Origin of the sequence: Methyloversatilis discipulorum (assembly GCF_018780585.1) — a bacterium.
Taxonomy (GTDB): Bacteria; Pseudomonadota; Gammaproteobacteria; order Burkholderiales; family Rhodocyclaceae; genus Methyloversatilis; species Methyloversatilis discipulorum_B.
This window is the reverse complement of sequence record NZ_JADMJL010000006.1, coordinates 111,303-136,607: the sequence shown is the minus strand read 5'-3', so window position 1 is coordinate 136,607 and position 25,305 is coordinate 111,303. Positions and strand designations below refer to the sequence as shown.

The 25,305-nt window shown below is 67.3% G+C and carries 24 protein-coding genes; 18 read left to right on the top strand and 6 right to left on the bottom strand.

From position 1 onward, the window contains the following. The 14 genes from ureC to IV112_RS02035 form a co-directional block, all read left to right on the top strand. Positions 1–1,329: urease subunit alpha (gene ureC, locus IV112_RS02100; protein ID WP_304000791.1), on the top strand; the 1,329-nt coding region annotated here is incomplete at its 5' end. A 26-nt stretch (positions 1,330–1,355) separates the two neighbouring features. After that, a complete protein-coding gene (gene ureE, locus IV112_RS02095; protein ID WP_304000790.1) occupies positions 1,356–1,850 on the top strand; it encodes an urease accessory protein UreE in 495 nt (164 codons plus the stop codon). Continuing rightward, a complete protein-coding gene (locus tag IV112_RS02090; RefSeq protein ID WP_304000788.1) occupies positions 1,847–2,524 on the top strand; it encodes an urease accessory protein UreF in 678 nt (225 codons plus the stop codon). The genes ureE and IV112_RS02090 overlap by 4 nt, the downstream gene beginning before the upstream one ends. A 72-nt stretch (positions 2,525–2,596) precedes the next feature. Then, positions 2,597–3,223 carry an urease accessory protein UreG gene (gene ureG, locus IV112_RS02085; RefSeq protein ID WP_304000786.1) on the top strand — a complete coding sequence of 209 codons (627 nt, stop codon included), beginning with the start codon at positions 2,597–2,599 and terminating at the stop codon, positions 3,221–3,223. Between the two features lie 66 nt (positions 3,224–3,289). Beyond that, positions 3,290–4,717, top strand: coding sequence for a Trk system potassium transporter TrkA (gene trkA / locus IV112_RS02080; protein WP_304000785.1), 1,428 nt, complete (start codon positions 3,290–3,292; stop codon positions 4,715–4,717). Next, positions 4,717–6,165 carry a TrkH family potassium uptake protein gene (locus IV112_RS02075; RefSeq protein WP_304000783.1) on the top strand — a complete coding sequence of 483 codons (1,449 nt, stop codon included), beginning with the start codon at positions 4,717–4,719 and terminating at the stop codon, positions 6,163–6,165. Before trkA ends, IV112_RS02075 begins: the two co-directional genes overlap by 1 nt. Before the next feature lie 75 nt (positions 6,166–6,240). After that, complete coding sequence (gene hemE, locus IV112_RS02070) at positions 6,241–7,308, top strand: uroporphyrinogen decarboxylase (RefSeq protein WP_304000782.1); 1,068 nt, start codon at positions 6,241–6,243, stop codon at positions 7,306–7,308. Between the two features lie 360 nt (positions 7,309–7,668). After that, complete coding sequence (locus tag IV112_RS02065; RefSeq protein WP_304000781.1) at positions 7,669–9,852, top strand: primosomal protein N'; 2,184 nt, start codon at positions 7,669–7,671, stop codon at positions 9,850–9,852. A 397-nt stretch (positions 9,853–10,249) separates the two neighbouring features. Further along, positions 10,250–11,026, top strand: coding sequence for a TlyA family RNA methyltransferase (locus IV112_RS02060; protein WP_304000780.1), 777 nt, complete (start codon positions 10,250–10,252; stop codon positions 11,024–11,026). Next, on the top strand, positions 11,019–11,858 hold the full coding sequence (gene metF, locus IV112_RS02055) for a methylenetetrahydrofolate reductase [NAD(P)H] (protein WP_304000779.1): 840 nt from the start codon (positions 11,019–11,021) through the stop codon (positions 11,856–11,858). Before IV112_RS02060 ends, metF begins: the two co-directional genes overlap by 8 nt. Positions 11,859–11,888: 30 nt before the next feature. Then, positions 11,889–12,317: a hypothetical protein gene (locus tag IV112_RS02050; RefSeq protein WP_304000778.1), complete on the top strand. Its 429-nt coding sequence runs from the start codon at positions 11,889–11,891 to the stop codon at positions 12,315–12,317. Further along, the gene (locus IV112_RS02045; RefSeq protein ID WP_304000777.1) at positions 12,314–13,495 is read left to right on the top strand and encodes a multidrug effflux MFS transporter; all 1,182 of its coding nucleotides are present in this window, start codon (positions 12,314–12,316) and stop codon (positions 13,493–13,495) included. Before IV112_RS02050 ends, IV112_RS02045 begins: the two co-directional genes overlap by 4 nt. Then, positions 13,492–13,707, top strand: a complete 216-nt coding sequence (locus IV112_RS02040; RefSeq protein ID WP_020166183.1) for a hypothetical protein — start codon at positions 13,492–13,494, stop codon at positions 13,705–13,707. The genes IV112_RS02045 and IV112_RS02040 overlap by 4 nt, the downstream gene beginning before the upstream one ends. Before the next feature lie 124 nt (positions 13,708–13,831). Then, a complete protein-coding gene (locus tag IV112_RS02035) occupies positions 13,832–14,236 on the top strand; it encodes a universal stress protein (protein WP_304000776.1) in 405 nt (134 codons plus the stop codon). Positions 14,237–14,299: 63 nt separating this feature from the next. On the opposite strand, the gene IV112_RS02030 is transcribed toward IV112_RS02035, so the two are convergent. Both IV112_RS02030 and IV112_RS02025 read right to left on the bottom strand, forming a co-directional pair. Then, positions 14,300–15,433, bottom strand: a complete 1,134-nt coding sequence (locus tag IV112_RS02030; RefSeq protein WP_020166184.1) for a PilT/PilU family type 4a pilus ATPase — start codon at positions 15,431–15,433, stop codon at positions 14,300–14,302. A 51-nt stretch (positions 15,434–15,484) separates the two neighbouring features. Further along, positions 15,485–16,528 (bottom strand): type IV pilus twitching motility protein PilT, encoded by a 1,044-nt coding sequence (locus IV112_RS02025; RefSeq protein WP_296813686.1) that lies wholly within the window; start codon positions 16,526–16,528, stop codon positions 15,485–15,487. Positions 16,529–16,591: 63 nt separating this feature from the next. Here IV112_RS02025 and IV112_RS02020 point away from each other — a divergent pair, with 63 nt between their 5' ends. From IV112_RS02020 to IV112_RS02005, 4 genes are all read left to right on the top strand, one after another. Further along, positions 16,592–17,281 carry a YggS family pyridoxal phosphate-dependent enzyme gene (locus IV112_RS02020; protein ID WP_304000775.1) on the top strand — a complete coding sequence of 230 codons (690 nt, stop codon included), beginning with the start codon at positions 16,592–16,594 and terminating at the stop codon, positions 17,279–17,281. Positions 17,282–17,388: 107 nt separating this feature from the next. Beyond that, positions 17,389–18,354, top strand: coding sequence for a magnesium/cobalt transporter CorA (gene corA / locus IV112_RS02015; RefSeq protein WP_304000774.1), 966 nt, complete (start codon positions 17,389–17,391; stop codon positions 18,352–18,354). A 74-nt stretch (positions 18,355–18,428) separates the two neighbouring features. Beyond that, positions 18,429–19,247 (top strand): prolipoprotein diacylglyceryl transferase, encoded by an 819-nt coding sequence (gene lgt / locus IV112_RS02010; RefSeq protein ID WP_304000773.1) that lies wholly within the window; start codon positions 18,429–18,431, stop codon positions 19,245–19,247. After that, a complete protein-coding gene (locus tag IV112_RS02005) occupies positions 19,244–19,705 on the top strand; it encodes a VOC family protein (protein ID WP_304000772.1) in 462 nt (153 codons plus the stop codon). The genes lgt and IV112_RS02005 overlap by 4 nt, the downstream gene beginning before the upstream one ends. Before the next feature lie 127 nt (positions 19,706–19,832). Here the strand turns inward: IV112_RS02005 and IV112_RS02000 are convergent, their stop codons facing one another. The 4 genes from IV112_RS02000 to IV112_RS01985 are packed head-to-tail and all read right to left on the bottom strand — an operon-like array spanning position 19,833 to position 25,298. Further along, on the bottom strand, positions 19,833–21,152 hold the full coding sequence (locus IV112_RS02000) for a TolC family outer membrane protein (protein ID WP_304000771.1): 1,320 nt from the start codon (positions 21,150–21,152) through the stop codon (positions 19,833–19,835). 3 nt (positions 21,153–21,155) lie between these two features. After that, the gene (locus IV112_RS01995; RefSeq protein WP_304000770.1) at positions 21,156–21,479 is read right to left on the bottom strand and encodes a rhodanese-like domain-containing protein; all 324 of its coding nucleotides are present in this window, start codon (positions 21,477–21,479) and stop codon (positions 21,156–21,158) included. A gap of 10 nt (positions 21,480–21,489) precedes the next feature. After that, the gene (locus IV112_RS01990; protein ID WP_304000769.1) at positions 21,490–22,143 is read right to left on the bottom strand and encodes a protein-L-isoaspartate O-methyltransferase family protein; all 654 of its coding nucleotides are present in this window, start codon (positions 22,141–22,143) and stop codon (positions 21,490–21,492) included. Between the two features lie 47 nt (positions 22,144–22,190). Next, positions 22,191–25,298, bottom strand: coding sequence for an efflux RND transporter permease subunit (locus IV112_RS01985; protein ID WP_304000767.1), 3,108 nt, complete (start codon positions 25,296–25,298; stop codon positions 22,191–22,193). Between the last annotated feature and the right edge of the window lie 7 nt (positions 25,299–25,305).

Below are 25,305 nucleotides of genomic sequence, written 5' to 3'. Positions count from 1 at the left end.
GCCGGCGGCATCGACAGCCACATCCACTTCATCTGCCCGCAGCAGATCGAAGAGGCGCTGATGTCGGGCGTCACGACCATGCTGGGCGGCGGCACCGGGCCGGCCACCGGCACCTTCGCCACCACCTGCACACCCGGCCCCTGGCACATCCACTCGATGCTGGCCGCGGCCGACGCCTTTCCGATGAACCTCGGCTTTCTCGGCAAGGGCAACGCATCGCAGGCCGCGCCGCTGCGCGAACAGATCGAGGCCGGCGTGATCGGCCTGAAGCTGCACGAGGACTGGGGCACCACGCCGGCGGCGATCGACACCTGCCTGTCGGTGGCCGAAGAGATGGACGTGCAGGTCGCCATCCACACCGACACGCTGAACGAATCGGGCTTCGTCGAAACGACGATGGACGCGTTCAAGGGCCGCACCATCCACACCTTCCACACCGAAGGTGCGGGCGGCGGTCATGCCCCGGACATCCTGCGCGCGGCCGGCCTGCCCAACGTGCTGCCGTCATCGACCAACCCGACCATGCCGTACACGGTGAACACCATCGACGAGCACCTCGACATGCTCATGGTGTGCCATCACCTCGACGCCGCCATCGCCGAGGACGTGGCCTTCGCCGAAAGCCGCATCCGGCGCGAGACGATCGCGGCGGAGGACATCCTGCACGACCTCGGCGCCTTTTCGATGATGTCGTCCGACTCGCAGGCCATGGGCCGCGTCGGCGAAGTGATCATCCGCACCTGGCAGGCGGCGCACAAGATGAAGCTGCAGCGCGGCACGCTGAGCGATCCCGAAGGGCGTTCGCCGGCCGCCGACAATTTCCGCGTACGCCGCTACATCGCGAAGTACACGATCAACCCGGCGATCACGCACGGCATCGGGCACATCGTCGGCTCGGTCGAACCGGGCAAGCTGGCCGACCTGGTGCTGTGGCGCCCGGCTTTCTTCGGCGTCAAACCCAGCCTGATACTCAAGGGCGGCATGATCGCCGCCGCCGCGATGGGCGACCCCAACGCGTCGATCCCGACGCCGCAACCGGTGCACTACCGGCCGATGTTCGGCAGCTACGCCGGCGGCCTGAAAACCTCGCTCACCTTCGTGTCGCAGGCGGCGCTGAACAACCCCGCCGTGCGCGACCTGGGCCTCGCCAAGCGACTTGAGCCGGTGCGCAACACACGCGCCATCCGCAAGTCCGACATGGTGCTGAACGGCTGGCAGCCGCAGATCGACGTCGATCCGGAAACCTACGAAGTGCGCGCCGACGGTGAGCGGCTGGTGTGCGAACCGGCCGACGTTCTGCCGATGGCGCAGCGCTATTTCCTGTTCTGAACCTGCGGGCCCCGCCCGCACACGACATGCTGCTGATCGAAACCTTCGCGCCGGCCGACGCCGTGCCGGCCGAAACGCTGACGCTGACCTTCGAACTGCGCGCCAAGTGCAGGCTGCGCACGCGCCTGGATTCCGGCGAGGAGGTCGGCCTCTTCCTGCCGCGCGGCACGATACTGCGCGGCGGCGATCTGCTGGCCGGCAAGGACGGGCGCGTCGTTGCCGTACGCTCGGCGCCGGAGCGGATCATCGAGGCACACAGCGCAGACGCGCTGCTGATCGCGCGCGCCGCCTACCACCTTGGCAACCGCCATGTCGCGGTCGAGGTGCAGCCCGGCCTGCTGCGGCTGGCGGCCGACCACGTGCTGGCTCAGATGCTGGTCGGCCTGGGCCTAGACGTGCGCGAGACGCAGGCGCCGTTCGAGCCCGAAGCCGGTGCCTACGGCGGTCACCCGGCCCACCACACGCACGCGCACGCCGAAGAGACCGGCGCCAAGCTGCACCTGTTCGCGGGTGGCGCATGAATCCGCTCGCGCTGGTGCGACTGCTGCAGCTGGCCAGCCCGACGCTGCCGGTCGGCGCCTTCAGCTATTCGCAGGGGCTGGAATGGCGGGTCGATTGCGGCGCCATCCGGACCGAAGCGGACGCCGGCGACTGGATCGCCGCTGTATTCGACGCCGGCATCGCCTCGTTCGAACTGCCCTTGCTGGCCGAGCAGATGCGCGTCTGGGCGGCTGGCGACATCGCGGCGGTGATCGATCTGAACGACGACTACCTGGCCAGCCGCGAAGCGGCCGAGCTGCGCGCCGAGACGGTGCAGATGGGCTATTCCTGCCTCCAGCTGCTGAAGGCGCTGCCGGAATGCAGCGCGGTCGCGGCACGGCTTGCGGACATCGGCGACGTCGCCTTCCCGACTGCGTGGTTGGGCGCCGCGGTGGCGCTCGGCGTGCCGATCGAGCCGGCGCTGACCGCCTGGGCCTGGGCCTGGGCGGAGAACCAGGTGATGGCGGCGATCAAGGCGGTCCCGCTCGGGCAGACGGCAGGGCAGCGGCTGCTGATGTCGCTCGGGGCGATGATCCCGTCGCGCGTGGCGACCGCGCTGGTCCTGCCGCGCGAGGACTGGAGCAATTTCGCACCCGGCCTCGCCATCGCCAGTTGCCTGCACGAAACCCAGTACTCGCGCCTGTTCCGCTCGTGAATCCGAAACCGGCCATGATCTTCGAGGATGGCCCGCCTGCCCGGCGCGCCCGACCACTCTGAAAGGAAGACGATGACGACCTCCACTCCCCGCCCGCCGCTGCGTGTTGGCATCGGCGGCCCCGTGGGCTCCGGCAAGACCGCCCTCACGCTGGCGCTGTGCCGCGCGCTGCGCGACCGCTACAACATCGCCGCGGTCACCAACGACATCTACACCGAGGAGGACGCGCAGTTCCTGGTGCGCAACGAGGCGCTGCCGCCGGAACGCATCATCGGCGTGGAGACAGGCGGCTGCCCGCACACGGCGATACGCGAGGACGCGTCGATCAACCTCGAAGCGGTGGCGCGTCTGAGCGCGCGCTTTTCCGGGCTGGAAGTGATCCTGATCGAATCCGGCGGCGACAACCTGGCAGCCACCTTCTCGCCCGAACTGTCCGACCTGACGCTGTACGTGATCGACGTCGCCGCCGGCGACAAGATTCCGCGCAAGGGCGGCCCCGGCATCTGCAAGTCGGACCTGCTCATCATCAACAAGATCGACCTGGCACCGATGGTCGGCGCCTCGCTCGAGGTGATGGAACGCGACGCGAAGAAGATGCGCGGCGAGCGGCCCTTCCTGTTCTCGAACATGAAGACCGGCCACAACCTCGACGCCATCATCGCCTTCATCGAGCGCGAAGGCATGCTGGGCGCCGGCTGACGCGTATCGTGCTGCGCCGCCACACTTGACGCTACACTTCCGCGACTTTCCACAGCGGGCAGGCGCGTGAAGATCATCATTCTCGGGGCAGGACAGGTCGGTTCCTCGGTGGCGGAAAACCTGGTGTCGGAGGCCAACGACATCACCGTGGTCGATACCGACGTCCCGCGCCTGCAGGCGCTGCAGGACCGTCTCGACCTGCGCGTGGTGGCCGGCAACGGCGCCAGCCCGGCGGTCATGCGTCAGGCCGGCGCCGACGACGCCGATCTGCTGATCGCGGTCACCGCGTCCGACCAGACCAATCTGTGCGCCTGTCGCATCGCGCAGACGCTGTTCAACCTGCCCACCCGCATCGCCCGGCTGCGCTCGATCGACTACGCCGACTACCCGCAGCTGCTCGACGACAACAACTTCGCCGTCGATTTCTCGATCTGTCCGGAACAGGAGGTCACCGACTACCTGAAGCGGCTGATCGCCTTCCCGGAAGCGCTGCAGGTGATCGAGTTCGGCAAGGGCCGGGTGAGCATGGTGGCGGTTCGCGCGGTCGGCGGCGGGCCGCTGGTCGGGCGCCAGATCAAGGCGCTGCGCGAGCACCTGCCCGACATCGACGCCCGCATCGCCGCCATCTACCGGCGTGACACCGCCATCATCCCCGATGGCGACACGGTGATCGAGCCGGGCGACGAGGTGTTCTGCGTTGCCGCGACCGAGCACATCCGCGCCGTCACCGCCGAACTGCGCCGGCTGGACAAGCCGATGCGCCGCATCATGATCGCCGGCGGCGGCAACATCGGTTACCGCCTCGCTTCGTCGCTGGAGAACCGCTACGAGCTGAAGCTGATCGAGCACTCGCGCACGCGCGCCGAATTCCTGTCCGGCAGCCTGCACAAGACGCTGGTGCTGGCCGGCGACACCACCGACGAGATGCTGCTCGAGGCGGAGAACGTCGACGACATGGATCTGTATCTGGCGCTGACCAACGACGACGAAAACAACATCATGTCGTCGCTGATGGCCAAGCGCATGGGTGCGCGCCGCGTGGTGGCGCTGATCAACCGCCGTGCCTACGTCGACCTGGTGCAGGCGGGCGCCATCGACATCGCCATCTCGCCGGCACAGGTGTCGATCGGCTCGCTGCTGGCGCACGTGCGCCGCGGCGACGTGGTGGCGGTGCACAGCCTGCGCCGCGGTGCGGCCGAAGCGCTCGAACTGGTGGTGCACGGCGACCGCAAGACGTCCAAGGTGGTCGGTCGGCGCGTCGATGAGATCAAGCTGCCCGAGGGCGCGATGATCGGCGCCATCGTGCGTCACTCGGAAAAACCGATCAGGGTCGAGGTGACCGATCTGGCCGTGCGCGAGACGCACGAGCAGGTGATCATGCCGCACCACGACACGGTGATCGAGCCGGAGGACCACGTGATCGTGTTCTGCTCGACCAAGCGTGTGGTGGCACGGGTCGAGGGGCTGTTCCAGGTCGGATTCGGGTTTCTCTGATGCTGGCCGTACTGAATGTGCTGGGCCGCCTGCTGGCGGTGTTCAGCCTGACCTACCTGGCGCCGATCGCCTGCTCGCTGGTGTTCCACGACGGCATGCTGTGGCATTTCATCGACAGCATGGCAATCAGCGCGGCCGGCGGCGTACTGCTCTACATGGCGACGCGACGCCACTACCGCGAGCTGAAGCCGCGCGACGGCTTCCTGCTGGTTACGCTGTCCTGGGTGCTGATGTCGGCCATCGCCGCGGTGCCGCTCATGCTGTCCTACGACACGATGAGCTTTACCGACGCGTTCTTCGAAACGATGTCCGGCCTGACCACGACCGGTGCCACGGTCATGACCGGGCTGGACCATGCGCCGCAGTCGATCAATCTGTGGCGCCACCTGCTGAACTGGATAGGCGGCATGGGCATCATCGTGTTCGCTGTCGCCATCCTGCCGCTGCTCGGCGTCGGCGGCATGCAGCTGTACAAGGCGGAAACGCCGGGGCCGATGAAGGACAGCAAGCTCACCGCGCGCATCACCGATACCGCCAAGGCACTCTACCTCGTCTATGTCGGCATGACCGCCGTGTGCCTGCTGTCGCTGCGTCTGGCTGGCATGGACTGGTTCGACGCCGTCTGCCATTCCTTCTCGGCGATGGGTCTGGGCGGCTTCTCGACGCGCGACGCCAGTGTCGGGGCCTTCGATTCGGTCCTGATCGAGGTGGTGCTGAGCTTCTTCATGCTGCTGGCCGGCATCAATTTCGCCACCCACTTCCTGGCCGTCCGGCGGCTGTCCATCGGTCCCTATGTGCGCGACGCCGAAGCACGCGCCTACCTCACCATCATGCTGCTCGCCTTTGTCGGGCTCACGATCTTCCTGCTCGCCGAGGGCGTGTATGACGACGTCGGCACCTCGGCACGCATGGTCCTGTTCAATCTGGTGTCGCTGGGCACCGGCAGCGGCTATGCCAGCACCGATTTCGCGCAGTGGCCGATCTTCGCGCCACTGCTCATGCTTTTTCTGGGCGGTCTCATTCCCTGTGCCGGCTCCACCGGCGGCGGCATCAAGATGGTGCGTACGCTGGTGCTGTTCGGTCAGAGCCAGCGCGAAATCCTGAAGCTGATCCACCCGGCGGCGGTGCGTCCGCTGATGATCGGCCGCACCGCCGTGTCCGAGCACGTCGCCCAGTCCGTGCTGGGATTCATCTTCCTGTACTTCATGAGCGCCGCGCTGATGGTTTTCGCGCTGCTGCTGACCGGTCTGGATTTCATCACCGCCTTCACCGCCGTGATCGCCTGCATCAACAACATCGGCCCTGGCCTTGGCGAGGTCGGACCGGCCGGCAATTACCAGGGACTGAGCGGCCTGCAGACCTGGATCTGCAGCTTTGCCATGCTGCTCGGCCGGCTGGAGGTGTTCGCCGTGCTGGTCATCTTCACCCCCGGTTTCTGGCGCAAATAGGTCCGATCGTCGCCTGCCCGGGCAGGCAGGCGGGCGCATCGGCTATCCTTGCGCCCTGCACTTCAAGGATTTCCCATGTCCGCACTCCGCAACGACACCTTCCTGCGCGCGCTGCTGCGCCAGCCCACCGACTACACGCCGATCTGGCTGATGCGCCAAGCCGGCCGCTACCTGCCCGAGTACTGCGCGACCCGCCGTCGCGCCGGCAGCTTCCTGCAGCTGTGCAAGTCGCCGGCCATGGCCTGCGAAGTGACGCTGCAACCGCTGGAGCGCTTTCCGCTCGACGCCGCCATCCTGTTTTCCGACATCCTGACGGTGCCGGACGCGATGGGTCTGGGCCTGTATTTCGCCGAGGGCGAAGGCCCGAAATTCGAGCGCCCGCTGCGTTCGGAAGACGCGATCCGCGCGCTGGCCGCGCCCGACCCGACCGCCGAACTGGGCTACGTCATTGATGCGGTGAGTGAAATCCGCCGCGCGCTGGACGGCCGGGTGCCGCTGATCGGCTTCTCCGGCAGCCCGTGGACGCTGGCCTGCTACATGGTCGAAGGTGGCGCCTCGGACGACTACCGGCACCTGAAGACGCTGATGCTGGATCGCCCGGAACTGCTGCACCACATGCTGTCGGTGACCTCGAAAGCCGTGACCGACTACCTGAATGCGCAGATCGAGGCCGGTGCGCAGGCGGTGATGATTTTCGACTCCTGGGGTGGTGCACTGTCGGCGCACGGCTACCGCGAGTTCTCTCTGGCCTACATGCAGCGCATCATCGCCGGCCTGAAGCGGGAAAAGGACGGCCAGCGCGTGCCGGTCATCATGTTCACCAAGGGCGGCGGTCAGTGGCTGGAGGCGCAGGCCGAAGCCGGTGCCGACGCGCTGGGCCTGGACTGGACCACCGATATCGGACTGGCCCGCCAGCGGGTCGGCGACAAGGTGGCGCTGCAGGGCAATTTCGACCCGACCGCCCTGTTCGCGCACCCGGAAGGCATCCGCGGCGAAGCGCGCCGCATCCTCGACAGCTACGGCAATCACCCGGGCCATGTATTCAACCTCGGTCACGGCATTTCGCAGCACACGCCGCCGGAGCACGTCGCCGCGCTGGTGGAGGAAGTTCACCGCCACAGCCGCGCCCTGCGGGCAGGCTGAACCGGGCAGCCGGCACGTTCCGCCGGCTTTTTCCGCACAGTTCGGCCACCGCAAGGGGTTGACTTATGCACAGTCGGCCGCTCAGGCCGACTACAAGCCGAAGGGCCGGTCCACTACAAGAGCCCTTCGCGCAAGTCACTGATAAGCAAGGAAGTATTTTTTTCTTGACGCCTGGCGGAAAATTTGGTGGCCGTTGATGTCAGGTTCGTGACGGACGGACACGAAGTTTCCCACAAAGTTATCCACAGCTTTTGTGGCACTCAAAACCTTGCCGGATGAGTGCGTTGCGGACACAAGCACCCAGTCTTGTTGAACGACATGCCGCAAGTCACTGAATCCATTAAAAGCCCGCATCAGCGCTTGGAAAGCACCGCAGCAATTCTGCCGTCGCGTCTGTTGCAGGTCGCGCTTTCGCGACCGATTCCCACGCTGTTCGACTATGACGCCTCGGCCTTTCCCGATGCCGAACCGGGACAGCGTGTGCGCGTGCCCTTCGGCCGCAGCGAGCTGTGGGGCATCGCCTGGGGCTGGCGCGAAGCGGGCGAGGTCGACGCTGCGCGCATCAAGCCGCTGCTCGACATCGACCGTGCCAGCCCGCCGCTGCCGGCCAGCTGGCGGGCGCTGGTCGAGTTCGTCGCCCACTACTACCAGCAACCGATAGGCGAAGTGGCGGCGATGGCGGCACCGCCGGCCATCAGCGCGACCCGTGCCGAGCGGGCCAACCGGCGTTTCCGTGCCACCCCGGCCGGCACCGCCGCGCTCGACACGCTGCCGGCGCGCGACGTCCGCCGCAAGCTGCTCGCCGCGCTGACCGAGTCCGGCGACCTGAACGAGGCGGAACTGCGCGCCCTGTCGTCGCGCGCCGCCGTGGCACTCGAACGCCTGCTGACCGACGGGCTGATCGAGCCGGCGCTGCCGCAGGCGCCGGCCGAAGCAGCCCATGTACTGAGCGCCGACCAGGCGGCGGCCCTGGCCGCCCTGCAATCGACCGCCGGCTACGCCGCCAGCCTGCTGCACGGCGTGACCGGCAGCGGCAAGACCGAGGTCTATCTGCGACTGATCGAGGATCAGATCGCCGCCGGCCGGCAGTGCCTTCTGCTGGTGCCGGAAATCGCGCTGACGCCGCAGTTGCAGGCGCGCGTCGCCGCCCGCTTCCCGCGCGCCTGCCTGCACGTCATGCACAGCGAAATGAGCGACGGCGCCCGCGCGATGGCCTGGGCGGCGGCGCAGTCGGGTGAGGCTGACATCCTGCTCGGCACCCGGCTGGCCGTGTTCGCGCCGCTGCCGCGACTGGGCTGCATCGTGCTCGACGAAGAACACGACCCCTCCTTCCGCCAGACCGAGGGCGTGCGCTATTCGGCGCGCGATGTCGCCATCTGGCGCGCCCGCAACGAAGACGTCCCCATCGTGCTGGGCAGCGCCACGCCGTCGCTGGAGACGCTGCGTCACGCGATCGACGGCCGCTACCGCTGGCTCAGACTGACCACGCGCGCCGGCAGCGCCCGCCTGCCCGAGGTGCATCTGGTCGACACGCGGGTGTTCCGCGCCACCGACGGCCTGAGCCAGCCCATGGTGCGGGCCATCGAAAGCCGGCTGGCACGCGGCGAACAGACGCTGCTGTTCATCAACCGCCGCGGCTACGCGCCGGTGCTGAGCTGCCCGGCCTGCGGCTGGGCCGCCGGCTGCACCCAGTGCACCGCCAACCTGGTGCTGCACGCCGCCGACCGCCGGCTGCGCTGTCACCACTGCGGCGCCGAAGGCCCGGTACCGCAGGCCTGCCCGAAATGCGGCAACCAGGACATCCAGGGCTACGGCCGCGGCACCCAGCGGCTGGAAGAAACGCTGGCCAGCCGCTTCCCGACCGCACGTCTGCTGCGCATCGACCGCGACAACGTCCGCGGCCGCGAGCACTGGCAGGAACAGCTGGACCTGATCCGCCGCGGCGAGGTCGATCTGGTGGTCGGCACCCAGTTGCTGGCCAAGGGCCACGACTTCCCCGGCATCACGCTGGTCGGCGTGATCGGCGCCGACGCCTCGCTGCACGCCGCCGATTTCCGCGCACAGGAGCGGCTGTTCGCCCAGCTGATGCAGGTCGGCGGCCGGGCCGGTCGGGCTGACACCGCCGGCGAGGTGCTGATCCAGACCGCGCAACCCGAACACCCCTTGTTCGCCGCGCTGAAGGCTCACGATTTCGACGGCTTCGCGCGCAGCCAGCTGGCGGAACGCGCCGCGCTCGGCCTGCCGCCGCATGGCTTCCAGCTCATGCTGAGCGCCGATGCGCCGGAACTGCAGGCCGCACTCGACTTCCTCGAAGCGGCCCGCCGTGCCGCTACGGCGCTGGCTGTCGATGGCGTGCAGATCTACGATGTCGTGCCGATGCGCATGGTGCGCCGCGCCAACCGCGAACGCGCCCAGCTGGTGGTCGAATCGCGCAGCCGTCCGGCGCTGCGCACGCTGCTGCTGCCCTGGGTGGCCAACCTCTACCGCCTGCGCGTCGCCCGCGGCCTGCGCTGGCACGTCGATGTGGATCCAGTCGAGGTGTGACCGGGCGTTGACGTGTGGGCGTCACGGCCAAGCGGCTGGCGCGAGCGTGCTCACTCCCGCAGCACTCCATCTGGCGCCGCGTGCTTCCCTCCGCTGCTGTCAGGGTCAGAAGCCCCCCCCACAGAACCCCGGCTCCGGCCGCGGTTCGGGCGCCATTCCAGTGGGAGCGGCCTTGGCCGCGACGCGGCCGTCGCGGGCCGCAGGCTTCGATCAAGGCTGCAGTCGCGAGCAAGCTCGCTCCCACAGCGTCCCATCCGGCGCCGCGCAAGGCCCACCGCTGCTGTGAGGGTCAGACTTGGCTCGCCCACAAGGTCAGCACCCCGACGAAAAGCTCGGCCGAGCTTGCAGCGCCCGCCTTTCTCGGTTCTCATCCGCGCTCTTCCCCTGGCGAACACCCATGAGAGCCGACCAGACCCTCGTTGCCCGCAGCCTCGCCCGTTCCCGCACCGTTGCCCAGGCGCTGATCGCGGCCGGGCGGGTGCGCGTCGCTTCCGGCGCCGGCTGGACCGTGGTGACCAAGCCGGCCCAGGACATCCCGGACGGCGCCGAGCTGCAGGTCGAGGTGTCGGACGACGACCGCTATGTGTCGCGCGGCGGACTGAAGCTGGCCGGGGCGCTCGACCGGGCCGGGCTGGACGTCGCTGGCCTCACCTGCCTCGACGTCGGTCAGAGTACCGGCGGCTTCACCGACTGCCTGATCCAGCGCGGTGCCGCGCGTGTGGTCGGGGTCGAGGTCGGCCACGGCCAGCTTGACCCGCGGCTGCGCGGTGATCCGCGCATCGTCTGCATCGAACACCTGAATGCGCGCACGCTGGACGCCGCCACGCTCGGTATACATATGGCGGCCGGCGGCTTCGACCTGCTGGTGTGCGACGCCAGCTTCATTTCGCTGACGCTGCTGCTGCCGCAGTGGCCGGCGCTGCTGGCCCCGGACGGACGCGTGCTCACGCTGGTGAAGCCGCAGTTCGAACTGGGCCCGGATGCACTGGGGAAAGGCGGCATCGTGCGCGATGCGGCACAATACCCGGCCCTGGAGGTGCGCATGCGGACGTTTGCCGAAGCAAACGGTCTCAGCGCACTGGATTACTTCGACAGCCCGATCAAGGGCGGCGACGGCAACCGCGAATTCTTCCTGTACGCGGCCCGGCGCGACGCGACCGACCACCATGACTGACAACCCCACGCGCATCTGCAGCGTCGAATTCTTCCCGCCGGCCACCGAAGAGGGTGCGGAAAAGCTGCGCGCCACGCGCCGTCAGCTGCGCCAGCTCAACCCGTCCTTCTTCTCGGTCACCTACGGCGCCGGCGGCACCACGCGCGATCGCACACTCGAAACCGTGCTCGAAATGAAGGCCGAAGGCCTGAACGCGGCGCCGCACCTGTCGTGCATCGGCTCGACCCGCGACAACCTGCGGCAGACGCTGGAGCGCTACAAGGAAGAAGGCATCCATCACATGGTGGCGCTGCGCGGCGACCTGCCGTCCGGCGTGGTCGATCCGGGCGATTTCCGTTACGCCAACGAACTGGTCGAGTTCGTGCGCGCCGAAACCGGCGACTGGTTCCACATCGAAGTGGCCGCCTACCCGGAAGTGCATCCGCAGGCGCGCAACGCGGCCAAGGACCTGCAGAACTTCGTGCGCAAGATGAAGGCGGGTGCCGACTCGGCCATCACCCAGTACTTCTACAACACCGATGCCTACTTCGCCTTCGTCGATGACGCGCGCGCGATGGGCGTCGAAGCACCGATCTACCCGGGCATCATGCCGATCGCCAACTTCTCGAAGATCGCGCGCTTCTCGGAAGCCTGCGGTGCCGAAATCCCGCGCTGGATGCAGCGCAAGTTCGAAGGCTTCGGCGACGACGCCGCATCGGTCAGGGCCTACGGCCTGGATGTCGTGACCACGCTTTGCGAACGGCTGCTGGCCGGCGGCGCACCGGGCCTGCATTTCTACACGCTGAACCAGGCGGGGCTCACCTCGACCATCTGGCAGCGGCTCGGTCTGTAATTTCACCCGCGACCTTCCCCGGAGAACGGCATGCGCATCTTTTCCGTCCTCGCCCTGCTGCTGGCACTGTTCGGTGGCTACACCTGGCTGGTGCTGAACTGGAGCTATTCCACCGGCGAACGTGCCGGCTACGTACAGAAATTCAGTAACAAAGGCTGGTTCTGCAAGACCTGGGAAGGCGAACTGGCGATGGTCACCATGCCCGGCACGCTGACCGAGAAGTTCGAGTTCTCGGTGCGTGACGAGAAAGTGGCACAGAAGCTGAACGAAAGCATGGGCCAGCGCGTATCGCTGCATTACGCGCAGCACATCGGCGTGCCCACCTCCTGCTTCGGCGAGACGCAGTACTACGTCAGCGACGTGCGCGTGGTGGAGATGCCGGACGCCGAGCGCCGCGCCTTCGAAGCACTGCCGGCCGTACCGGCCACCGCGCCGCCAGCGGCCGCCCCCGCCCAGTGAGCCGTTCGCCGCGCAGCCTGGCCTTCCTGCTGGCGGGCCTGTCCGCCATCGGTCCGTTCGCGATCGACACTTACCTGCCGGCTTTTCCGGCGATCGGTGCCGATCTGGGCGCGACCAAGCTCGAAGTGCAGCAGTCGCTCACCATCTACCTCGGCTTCTTCGCGCTGATGACGCTGTGGCATGGCGCCGTCGCCGACGCGCTGGGCCGGCGACGCGTCGTGCTGTGGTCGCTGGTCATGTTCTTCCTGACCTCGGTCGGCTGCGCGCTGGCCACGCAGATCGAGCACCTGTGGATCGCCCGCGCGCTGCAGGGCATGTGCGCCGGCGCCGGCATGGTGGTCGGCCGCGCAGTCGTGCGCGATCTGTTCGAAGGTGCGCAGGCACAGCGGCTGATGAGCACGATACAGCTGCTGTTCGCGCTGGCGCCGGCGGCCGCCCCCATCATCGGCGGCTGGGTGTTCGGCCTGTTCGGCTGGCGTGCGGTGTTCTGGTTTCTCGCCGCCTATTCGGCGCTGATGTGGCTGCTCTGCCTGCTGCGCCTGCCGGAAACGCTGGACCCGGCGCACCGGCGCAGCCTGCATCCGGTCAAGCTGGCGCGCGATTACGCCCACATGTTCGCCCATCCGGCGCTGCTGGCGCTGGTGATCGCGGTGTCGATGAACTTCGCCGGTTTCTTCCTTTACGTGATGTCGGCGCCGGTGTTCCTGATGGAGCACCTGGGCGTGTCGCCCCAGGGCTTCGCCTGGCTGTTCGGCCCGACGGTGGCCGGCATGATGACCGGCTCCTGGCTGGGCCGCCGGCTGGCCGGCAAGATGGCGCCGCAACTGCAGCTCAAGATGGCGTACACCATCATGCTGGCGGCCGCCTTCGGCAACGTGATGCTGAATGTGCTCACTCCGGCCAGCCTGCCCTGGGCGGTGCTGCCGATCGCGCTGTACAACATCGGCCAGGCGCTGGCCATGCCGATACTGTCGCTGCTGGCGCTGGAGCTGTTCCCGCGTGCGCGCGGCATGGTGTCGTCGTGCCAGGGCTTCGCGCAGTCGCTGACCAACGCGATGGCCGCCGGCCTGGTGGTGCCGGTGCTGTGGGGCGAACCGCTGCATCTGGCCGCCGGCATGGCCGCTTTCGTCTTCGTCGGCTGGCTGGCCTGGCTGCGCTACCGGAGCATGCACGCATGAGCGACAAGCGCTACCAGGTACGCAGCCGCAGCGAACACAACTTCTGGCAGCACGAGGTGTTCGACAGCACGACCGGGCTGGCCGTGCTGGAACCGAACACCGACCTGTCCTGGTGTTTCGACGGCGCCGCGCTGCTCGAATCCGGACTGAGCATCGACGAGACGCTGGAACTGCTGGCAGTGCGTCCGGTGATCCGCCAGTGCGGCTGCTGAACCGCCGGCCCGCCATCCCTACCCATTAGGGATTACTCCCTACTGAGAATTGCCGCTCGCCATGGCCGCCCCGAATAATGCACAGGCCGGCGCACCGACGTGCGTCACCTATCGGGAGAGAACAATGAAAGTGGTGGTGGCCTACGACGGTTCGAAACACGCGCACAAGGCGATCGATCAGCTGCAGATCCTGAACGGTCCGCTCGATGCGGTCATCGTGTCGGTGGTACGCGGCCCCGCGCTGGGCATACGCGGTACCGCGGTCGAAGTGGACCAGGCCGAGATCGACCACGCGCGCGCGGCACTCGACAAGGTGGCGGCCGAACTGGCGGCTCGCGGCGTGGCCGCGCGCACCCGGCTCGCGATGGGCGAACCGGCCGACGTTCTGGTCGATATCGCGGAAGAGGAAAAGGCCGAACTGATCATCCTCGGCACGCGTGGCCTGAGTCTGGCCAAGCGCATCGTGATGGGGTCGGTCAGCAGCAACGTGCTGCACCACGCGCCGTGTGCGGTGCTGGTGGTGCGCTGAACGGGCAAGCGACCAGCTGTCGCGGTCTTCCGACCGCGACCGCCTGACCCAGCCGGCGCCTGCTCAGACCAGATCCAGCCCCGACGTCACGTTCAGGTTGCGGTCCTGCGCTTCCTTGCTGTTCAGCTTGATCTGCAGGCGCAGGTCGTTGACCGAGTCGGCGTTGCGCAGCGCGTCCTCGTAATTGATGCGGCCGGCCTCGTAGAGGTCGAACAGCGCCTGGTCGAAGGTCTGCATGCCCAGCTCGCGCGAGCGCTTCATCACGTCCTTGATCTCGCCGACATTGCCCTTGAAGATGTGGTCGGCGATCAGCGGCGAATTCAGCATGACCTCGATCGCTGCCGCCCGGCCCTTGCCTTCCTTCAGCGGCACCAGACGCTGCGAAATCATCGCCCGCAGGTTCAGCGACAGGTCCATCAGCAGCTGTTCGCGCTTGTTTTCCGGGAAGAAGTTGATGATGCGGTCGATCGCCTGGTTGGAGCTGTTGGCGTGCAGCGTGGCCAGGCACAGGTGACCTGTTTCGGCGAACTGGATCGCGTGCTCCATCGTTTCGCGGTCGCGGATTTCACCCATCAGGATCACGTCCGGCGCCTGCCGCAGCGTGTTCTTCAGCGCGATTTCCCAGTCCGCCGTGTCGAGCCCGATCTCGCGCTGCGTCACCACGCAGTTCTTGTGGTCGTGCACGTACTCGATCGGGTCCTCGATCGTGATGATGTGGCCGTAGCTGTTGGTGTTGCGCCAGTCGACCAGTGCGGCCAGCGAGGTCGTCTTGCCGGTGCCGGTACCACCGACGAAGATGACCAGACCGCGCTTGGTCATCGCCACGTCCTTCAGCACCGGCGGCAGGCCCAGTTCGTCCAGCGTCGGAATCTTGGCGTTGATGGTGCGCAGCACGCAGCCTATCTTGCCCTGCTGCACGAAGGCATTGACGCGGAAGCGGCCGATGCCGGCCGGCGAGATCGCGAAATTGCACTCCTTGGTCGCCTCGAATTCGGCCGCCTGCCGGTCGTTCATGATGGCGCGCGCCAGTTCGGCCGTGTGCTGCGGCGTCAGCGACTGGTTGGACTGCGGCACGATGCGGCCGTCAACCTTGATCGCCGGCGGAAAACCGGCGGTCACGAACAGGTCGGAACCGCGCTTGGTCACCATCAGGCGCAGCAGGTCGTACATGAATTTGAGGGCCTGATCTCTTTCCATCTGCGCTCTCCGCGGCGGTTGTCGTTGTCAGTGTAGCGGCAGGCGCGGCACTCAGCCGGCGAACATGTCCTTGTTTTGCGCACGGGTGCGCGCTTCGGCCGGCGAAATGACGTTGCGGCGCACCAGTTCCTGCAGGTTCTGATCCAGCGTCTGCATGCCCAGACTCTGACCGGTCTGGATGGCCGAATACATCTGCGCGATCTTGTTCTCGCGGATCAGGTTGCGGATGGCCGGCGAGCCGACCATGATTTCGTGCGCGGCAACCCGGCCGGTACCGTCCTTGGTCTTCAGCAGCGTCTGCGAAATGACTGCGCGCAGCGACTCCGAGAGCATGGCCCGCACCATTTCCTTTTCCTCGGCCGGGAACACGTCGACGATACGGTCGATGGTTTTCGCAGCGCTGGAGGTGTGCAGCGTGCCGAACACCAGGTGACCGGTTTCGGCCGCGGTCAGCGCCAGCCGTATCGTTTCGAGATCGCGCATTTCACCGACCAGGATCACGTCCGGGTCTTCCCGCAGCGCCGAGCGCAGCGCGTTCGAGAAGCTGAGCGTGTGCGGCCCGACTTCGCGCTGGTTGATCAGGCAGCGCTTGGATTCGTGCACGAACTCGATCGGGTCTTCGACGGTCAGGATGTGGCCGTACTCGTTTTCGTTGATGTAATCGACCATGGCCGCCAGCGTGGTCGACTTGCCGGAGCCGGTCGGGCCGGTCACCAGCACGATGCCGCGCGGCGTGTTGGCGATGTCCTGGAAAATCTTCGGCGCCTTCAGGTCTTCCAGCGTCAGCACCTTGGACGGAATGGTCCGGAACACCGCGCCCGCACCACGGTTCTGCACGAAGGCGTTGACCCGGAAACGCGCCAGATTGGGCACCGCGAACGAGAAGTCGGCTTCAAGGTGCTCTTCGTACACCTTGCGCTGGGTGTCGTTCATGATGTCGTAGATCATGCCGTGCACATCCTTGTGCTCCATCGGCGGCAGATTGATCCGGCGCACGTCGCCATGCACGCGGATCATCGGCGGCAGACCGGCCGAGAGGTGCAGGTCGGACGCCTTGTTCTTGACGGAAAACGCGAGCAGTTCGGTGATGTCCATGACGGGCCTCGGGCAATGAATGGGGTGTTGTGCCGAATATAATTCGAAGAAATTCAGGGCATTATGATGAGCATTTCAGACAACCTGCAAGCAATTCGCCACCGTATCGCCGACGCCGCCCGCGCCTGCGGCCGCGACCCCGCAGACATTCTTCTGCTGGCGGTGAGCAAGACCAAGCCGGATGCGGACATCATCGCCGCGCATGCCGCCGGTCAGACCGCCTTCGGCGAGAACTACGTGCAGGAAGGCTGTGACAAGGCGCAGCGCCTCGAAGAAGCCGGCCTCGCGCTGGACTGGCACTTCATCGGCCCGCTGCAGAGCAACAAGACGCGTCAGGTCGCGACCTGGTTCGACTGGGTGCATTCGGTGGACCGCGAGAAGATCGCCGCGCGGCTGTCCGAACAGCGCGACCCGCATCGGCCGCCGCTGAACCTGTGCATACAGGTCAATGTGAGCGGCGAGACCTCGAAGAGCGGTGTCGCACCGGACGAGGTCGCGGCGCTGGCCGACGCCATCGCGGCACTGCCGCGACTCGCACTGCGCGGCCTGATGGCCATTCCCGAACCGACCGATGATGTCGCCCTCCAGCGTCGCCGTTTTGCCCATTTACGGCAGTTGAAGGACGATCTGAACGCGCGCGGACACCGTCTCGACACGCTGTCGATGGGCATGTCGCAGGACCTCGAAGCGGCGATCGCCGAAGGCGCCACCATCGTGCGCGTCGGCACGGCGCTGTTCGGGGCAAGGGGCTGATCGACGAAAGTTGCGGACATGGAAGTCGTGACCGCTAACATCCGCCTCACCGGTGCCCGCCGGTACCGCCCTTCCCGGTTCGAACCGCCCCACCCGGATGTCTGCCGATGATTCACGTTTACACGCTGCAGGACGGCCGACTCACCCGCGCCGCCGAAGCGCTGCACGACGCGGTGCCCGACCAGGACATCGTCTGGATAGACGCGCTCGATCTCGACGGCGACGAGGAGCGATGGCTGCAACGTCGCTTCCGCATCGATGTCGAGGCGCCCGATGACGACGCCGACATCGAGGCCAGCGCGCGGGTGTTCGTCGACGCACAGGGCAATCTGAACCTGCGCGCCGATTTCCTGATCGGGCGCGGTCACGAGTACGTGACCGAGGCGCTGCGCTTCGTGATCGGCCCGCACATGCTGATCAGCCTGCACGACGACGAACTGCCCATCATGCGCCTGCTGCGCATGCGCAACCGCGCGCAGCCGGGCAAGCTTGCGCAGCCGACCGACATCCTGATCGAACTGTTCGCGCTGGACGTCGAACAGTCCGCCGATGCACTGGAACACATCTACACCGAACTGGAATCGGTCAGCGCCCGCGTGCTCGGCGAGCAGCGCGGCTCGGACGACGCAGCGGCCGACAGCATCACCCGCATCGCCCGCAACGAGGACCTGAACGGCACCATACGGCGCAACCTGATGGACACGCGACGCGCCCTGTCGTGGCTGATGCGCGAGCACCGGCTGGGCAAGGCGCAGACCGACAAGGTGAAGCAGATCCTGCGCGACATCGAATCGCTGGACGGCCACACCGCCTTCATTTTCGACAAGATCAACTTCCTGATGGACGCCATCATCGGCTTCATCAACCTGAACCAGAGCAAGGTGGTGAAGATCTTCTCGGTCGCGTCGGTCGCCATGCTGCCGCCGACGCTGATCGCCAGCGTCTATGGCATGAACTTCGCGCACATGCCCGAACTGGGCTGGCGCTGGGGTTACCCGTTCTCGCTCGGCCTGATGGCGCTGAGCGTGGCCTTGCCCTTCTGGTACTTCCGCCGCAAGGGCTGGCTGAAATAGCGGCGGGCCAGGAAACGAACGCACCCGCCCGGCAAAGTTAAACTGTCGGACCGCACAGCCACCTCTCCTCTTCCGTGCCTATCCACGACTACCTGATCCACCCGACCATTTCCCCGATCGCCTTCGAGATCGGCCCGCTGGCCGTGCGCTGGTACGGGCTCATGTATCTGCTCGCCTTCGTCGCCTTCATGCTGCTCGGCCGCGTGCATGCGAAGCGGCTGGCCGCGGCCGGTGCGCCATCGCTGGACGCGAAGCAGATCGACGACCTGCTGTTCTACGGCGTGCTGGGCGTGGTGCTGGGCGGGCGGCTGGGCTACGTGCTGTTCTACAAGCCGGCCTACTACCTCGAACACTGGACTGAAATCCCGGCCATCTGGTCGGGCGGCATGAGCTTTCACGGCGGCTTTCTCGGCGTGCTGGTGGCCGTCGCGCTGTTCGCGCGGCGCGCCGACTGGCGCTTCTTCCAGCTCACCGACTTCATCGCGCCGCTGGTGCCGCTGGGCCTGGCGGCCGGACGCATCGGCAACTTCCTGAACGCCGAACTGGTCGGGCGCGTCACCGACGTGCCGTGGGCGATGATCTTCCCGACCGTGGACATGCTGCCGCGCCACCCGTCGCAGCTCTACCAGTTCGCCGGCGAAGGGCTGGGGCTGTTCGTGCTGCTGTGGTGGTTCTCGCGCCGTCCGCGACCGATGGCTGCGGTCAGCGCGATGTTCCTGATCGGCTATGGCGGCTTCCGCTTCCTCGCAGAGTTCGGCCGCGAACCGGATGACTTTCTCGGCCTGCTGGCGGGCGGACTGTCGATGGGCCAGTGGCTGAGCCTGCCGATGATCATCGCCGGCATCGCGATGATGATCGGGTCCTACCGACGCAACACAGGAGTGAACACATGAGCCGTCCCTTCCGCATCCTCGGCCTGCAGCAGATTGCCATCGGCGGCCCCGACCGCATGAAGCTGCGCCGCCTGTGGGTGGACCTGTTCGGCCTCGGTCTCGAAGGTGACTTCACCTCGGAACGCGAGAACGTGGTCGAAGACATCGCAGTGCTGGGCAGCGGCCCGCACCGGGTCGAGGTCGACCTGATGCAGCCGCTCGATCCTTCGAAAAAGCCGCGCGTGGACGAGCCGCCGCTGAACCATATCGGCCTGTGGGTGGACGACCTGCCGACCGCGGTCGAATGGCTCACCGCGCAGGGCATGCGCTTCACGCCGGGCGGCATCCGTCGCGGCGCCGCCGGTCACGACATCGTGTTCATCCACCCCAAGGGCAACGGGGATTTCCCGCTGTGCGGCGAGGGTGTGCTGATCGAACTGGTGCAGGCGCCGCCGGAGGTGATTGCGGCGCTGGGGTGAATCGACGCAGGGTGAATCAGCGCATTCGTCTGGAGCGGGAGGACGTCGCGACGATGTCATGCCGGCATCGCGAGCAAGCCCGCTCCATCAGGCGGCCGAGCAGGGGCGCCGCAGACGGCGCCTGCGCCTACTCCAGCAACGCGTTGACCGCCTCGATCTCCGGCTCGGCGAGCTGGCCGGCGGCCGCCTTCAGGCGCAGTTGAGCGAGCAGCGTGTCATAGCGCGCCTTGGCGAGGTCACGACGGGTGACGTAGAGCTGCTGCTGCGCGTTCAGCACGTCGATGTTGATGCGCACGCCGACCTCGTAGCCAAGCTTGTTGGCATCGAGCGAGGACTGTGACGACACCTGCGCGGCGCGCAGTGCGGCGGTCTGAGCGATGCCGTTGGCCACGCCCAGCCAGGCCTGACGCGCCTGCTGCGCGGCGTTGCGCCGTGCGAAATCGACTTCGGCGCGGGCGCGGTCGAGCAGGTGGGCCGATTCGCGCACGCGCGATTCCTGCCCCAGGCCCTGGAACAGCGGCACCGACACCTGCACGCCGACCGTACCGGTCGTCGTTTCGTTGTTCAGCGGCGCACCGGCGAAAGTGATGACGGTCTTGTTCTGACCGTAGGTCGCGACCAGATCGACCGTCGGGTAGTGGCCCGCGCGCTGGCGTTCGATCTCGCGGTTGGCGATCTCCTGGTTCGCCAGCTGCGCCAGCACTGTCAGACTCTCGGTCTGCGCGCGATCGACCCAGTCCTCCATGCGCGCCGGCTCCGGCAGCGTGAAGGCGACTTCGCTGCGCAGACCGCGCAGCGCCTCCGGCGCGCGGCCGGTGATCACCGCCAGCGCATGCCGCTTCACCTCGATGTCGCTGCGCGCGGCGATTTCCTGCGCGGTGGCGAGATCGAAGCGCGACTGCGCCTCGTGCACGTCGGTAATGGTGACAGTGCCGACCTCGAAGCTCTTGCGCGCCAGTTCGAGCTGCTCCGAGGCGGCCGTCTTCTGCGCGATGATGGAGGTGAGCACGTCCTGCGCATAGAGCAGATCGAAATAGGCCTGCGCCGCGCGCAGCAGTGTGTCCTGCCGCGCCTGCGCAAGCTGGGCGTCAGCCGCCGCGACCTGCAGCTTGCCCTGCTCGAACTGCACCCAGTTGGCCCAGCGGAACAGCGGCTGGGTCAGCTGGAAACCGAAGTTGTGCGAGTTGTACTGCGTGCTGCGATCGACCGGCTTGCTGATCTCGACGTCGTTCCACTGCGTCGTACCGTTCAGCGTCAGGCTGGGCAGCAGCCCGGCGCGCGCCTGTGGCAGCTTTTCCGAAGTCGCCTCGCGCTGCGCACGCGCCGACTGGAACTGGGCGTCGTTGGCCAGCGCCGCTCGCGCAACAGCCAACAGGTCTTCAGCCGCCAGCGTGCCGGTCGATGCCAGCAGGCCGGCAATCAGCGCAGCCGTCCGCGAAAGGCGCATTGCTCAGTACCGTGCCATCGAGCTGTCGACCTGCAGCGCCCAGGCGTCCACGCCGCCGCTGAGGTTGAACACGTTCGAGAAGCCATTGCGTTCGAGGAAGATGGCGACCTGCATCGAACGGCCGCCGTGGTGACAGACGCACACCAGCGGCCGCTCCGGGTCGAGTTCCTGCAGCTGCGCCGGCACCGTGTTCATCGGCATCAGCTGGCTGCCCTCGATGCGGCAGATGGCCCACTCGTGCTTCTCGCGCACGTCGAGGAGCTGCGGTTTGGGACGGCTTTCATCGGCCAGCCAGGCGGCGAGGTCGGTCACGCTCAGTTGCTGCATCGCGCCCGCCTCAGAACACGAAGCGCTGCGCGCCGCGCGCGTTGCGCAGCGTCGGCACCACCGTTTCGAACAGCACTTCCTGCGACTGCGTGCCGTCGGCGTTCAGCCTGACCAGCACACAGTTCATCAGCGGCTCTTCGCCGATGAAGGCGATCAGGCGACCACCCGGACGCAGCTGGGCCACCAGCTCCTGCGGCAGCACCGGCAGGCCGCCGGACACCACGATCACGTCGTAGGGGGCGTGCGTGGCCCAGCCCTGGGCGGCGTCGCCGACTTCGACGCGCACGTTCAACGCGCCGGCAGCGGTCAGATTCTCGCGGGCACGCTCGGCCAGTGCCGGTTCGATCTCGACCGTCGTCACCTGGCTGGCACGGGCGCCCAGCAGGGCCGCCATGTAACCGGAGCCGGTACCGATCTCGAGCACCGTATCGGTGCTTTTCAGCTTCAGTTCCTGCAGCACGCGCGCCTCGATCTTCGGCTCCAGCATCGCCGCGCCGTGGCCCAGCGGAATCGCGGTGTCGGCGAAGGCGAGCTGGCGCAGCGGCGCCGGGACGAAGGTTTCGCGCTTGACGACGAACAGCAGGTCGAGGATGTCCTGGTCCAGCACGTCCCACGGCCGGATCTGCTGTTCCACCATATTGAAGCGCGCCTGTTCGATATCCATTTTTCGGTCCCCTGAAAGAAGCGGCGATTGTACCGTGATGCAGTGCGTCAGAAACTTGAGCGAAGTCGGGTGCGTGCAGTGCGCGGGCGCATGCAGGCGATGTAGAGGGCGGGCATCACGAACAGCGTGAGCACGGTGGCGACACCGAGCCCCCAGACGATGGCGCCCGCCACCGGCCCCCACAGCAGCGAATAGCCGCCGATGCCGGCGGCCAGCGAGAACAGTCCGCCGACGGTGGTGCTGGTGGTGATGATGATGGGCACGACACGGCGGCGGGCGGCGTAGATCGCCGCGTGCAGCACGCTCATGCCGGCCAGGCGGCGTTCGTTGGCAGCGTCGATCAGCACGATGGCCGAATTGACGACGATGCCGGTCAGCGCGATCACGCCGTACAGCGTGTACAGCGACAGCGGCGAACCGCTGACCAGCAGGCCAACGGCGACGCCGGTGAAGGCCAGCGGCACGGTGGCCAGAATCATCAGCGGCTGCCAGTAGCTGCGGAACTGCGCCGCGAGAATCAGGTAGATGAGTCCGACGCCGAGCAGGAACAGCACCTTCATCGCCTGCAGGCTTTCCTCGACGTCTTCCAGTTCGCCGGAGAAGTCGAGGTCGGTGCGCGGAAAACGCGTGCGCGCCTCTTCCCACGCCGTCTTCAGCGCGTCGGTCACCTGCAGCGCGTTCAGCTTGTCCTTGTCGAGGTCGGCCTCCACGGTGATCGTGCGGCGCAGGTTGTAGTGCTTGATCACCCCCGGGCCGCGCGTTGTGTCGGCGGAGACCAGCGCGCGCAAGGTGGTGGCCGCACCGCCGGGCAGGGCGATCGGCGCGTCGAGCACGCGCATCACGTCGTCATCCGCGTGGCCGGCGGCGGCGACGCGCACTTCGAGCTTGGCGCCCTGATCGCGGGTGACGGCGACGATTTCACCCTCCACCTGCAGCCGGACTGCGCGCGCAACCTGGTCAGCGGTCAGGCCGGCGTCGCGCAGCGCGTCGCGGTCGAGCTGAAGCGCCAGCTGCGGCCGGCCCGGGATGTCGTCGTCGACGATGTCGCGCACGCCGTCGATGGCGCCGAGAATGCGCTTGACCTCCGCACTTGCGGCGCGCAGTTCGACCAGATCGTCGCCGCGCACCCTTACCTTGACCGGCTTCTGCACCGGCGGCCCGCCGGACAGCTGGGTGAAGCTGATGGTGCCGGCGCCGGGCAGCCCGACTACGGCTGCACGCATGCCATCGACGATGGCGCCGACCTCGCGCCCTTCGTCCGCGCGCGGCAGCAGCGCCACCACCACCTGACCGTAGGCGTCGCCGAACAGCGCTTCGGCGTCGGTGAACTTGGCGCCGGCCAGCGCCGCCACGCGCCGCGCCTCGCCGTCCTGCAGATGGCGGCGCACCTCACCCTCGATCTGCTGCACCCGCGCCAGCGTCGCCGACAGCGGACTGCCGGCCGGCATGTCGATGTTCACGTAGAAGATGCGCATCGGATCGAAGGCGAAGAACTGCACGCGCACCAGACCTGTCGCCATCGCACCGACCGCGCCAGCGACCAGCGACAGCACGATCACGCACAGCACGATCCAGTGGCGTACCGCGAACGCCAGCACTTTGGCGTAGCGATGGCGCAGCACGCGGGTGAAGCGGGTACGCGTGGCCTGCAGCCGCGACGGCCGCTCGACCGTGCGGCCCATCGACAGCACGTGAGCGGGCAGCATCCAGTACGCCTCGATCAGGCTGATCGCCAGCGCCAGCGTGACGACGAAGGGGATGACGAACATGAACTTGCCGACGATGCCCGGCAGCAGCATCAGCGGCAGGAAGGCCGCCATCGTCGTCGCCACCGAAGCGAGCACCGGCGCCCATACCTCCTGCACGCCACCGACGACGGCGTCCAGCGTGGCCGCGCCGCGCTGCAGCCGGTAATAGATGGCCTCGACGATGACCACCGCGTCGTCGACCAGCATGCCGAGCGCGATCACCACACCCAGCAGCACCGATATGTTCAGCGTGAATCCGGTCGCCTGCAGGATGGCAAAGGTGCCGGCCAGCGAGAACGGGATGCCGAGGCCGACCAGCAGCGCGATGCGCGAGCCGAGGAAGATCCAGCACAGCAGGATGACCATGATCAGACCGACCAGCGCATTCGATTCCATGATGGCGATCGCCTCGCGCGTCGGCACCGTCTGGTCGTCCATCAGTTCGAGCTTGAGCCCCTGCGCCGCCAGCACCGCGTTCTTGCGCTCGACGTATTCATTGACGCGCTCGATCAGCGCCAGCGTGTTCACGCCCGGCTTCTTGGCCAGCGAGAACAGCACGCCGGGCTGGCCGTCGGACGACACCTGCTGCGTCGGCCGCGCGCGGGCGCGTACCACGGTCGCCACCTCGTCCAGCTTCACCATGCTGCCCGGGCGGGCCCGCGGCGCGACGCCGACGTCGGCCAGCCAGCCGGGATCGGCGTCCTGACCGACCACGCGCACCAGCCACTCCTGCTCGCCGGCGCGCTGCCGGCCCGCGAACACGTCGCGGAACCAGGCGCCGACGCCGTCGGCGATGTCCGTCGGCAGCAGACCGCGTGCCTGTGCCGCCTGCGCCGAATACTCGACGCGCAGTTCCGGGTCGTGCAGGCCGAGCGAGAACACGCGGTCAACACCCTTCATTCGTTCCAGATCGGTCTTCATCTCGCGCCCGAGCGCGCGCAACACCTCGTCGTCCGCACGACCGGTGAGCAGGACCTGCGCCGTGGGGAAGCCGTTGGAACTGGTGACCTCGATGATCTGCGCTTCCTTGGCTTCGACCGGCAGTTCGGCGCGCGCCTTGTTCTGGATCTCGCGCCGCAGATCGTTCACCCGCTTGTCGAAGGTGCCGACCGGCACCTCGTCGAAACGGACCAGGATGCCGGCCAGACCGTCGCGCGCAGCTGACGAGATGAAGCGGATGTCGGACACGTTCTGGATCGCGTCCTCGAGGGGCTGCAGCACCCGCTTCTCGACATCCTCGGGCGAGGCGCCGGGCAGCGCCACGGTGATCTGCACCCAGTTGAAATTGATTTCCGGGTCCTGTTCGCGCGGCAGACCGAGATAGGCCATCAGGCCGAGCAGCAGCACCACCATGAAGGTGATGTTGGCGAGCGGATGATTGCTGATGAAGCGGGGATAGAACGGCATCGGGCGC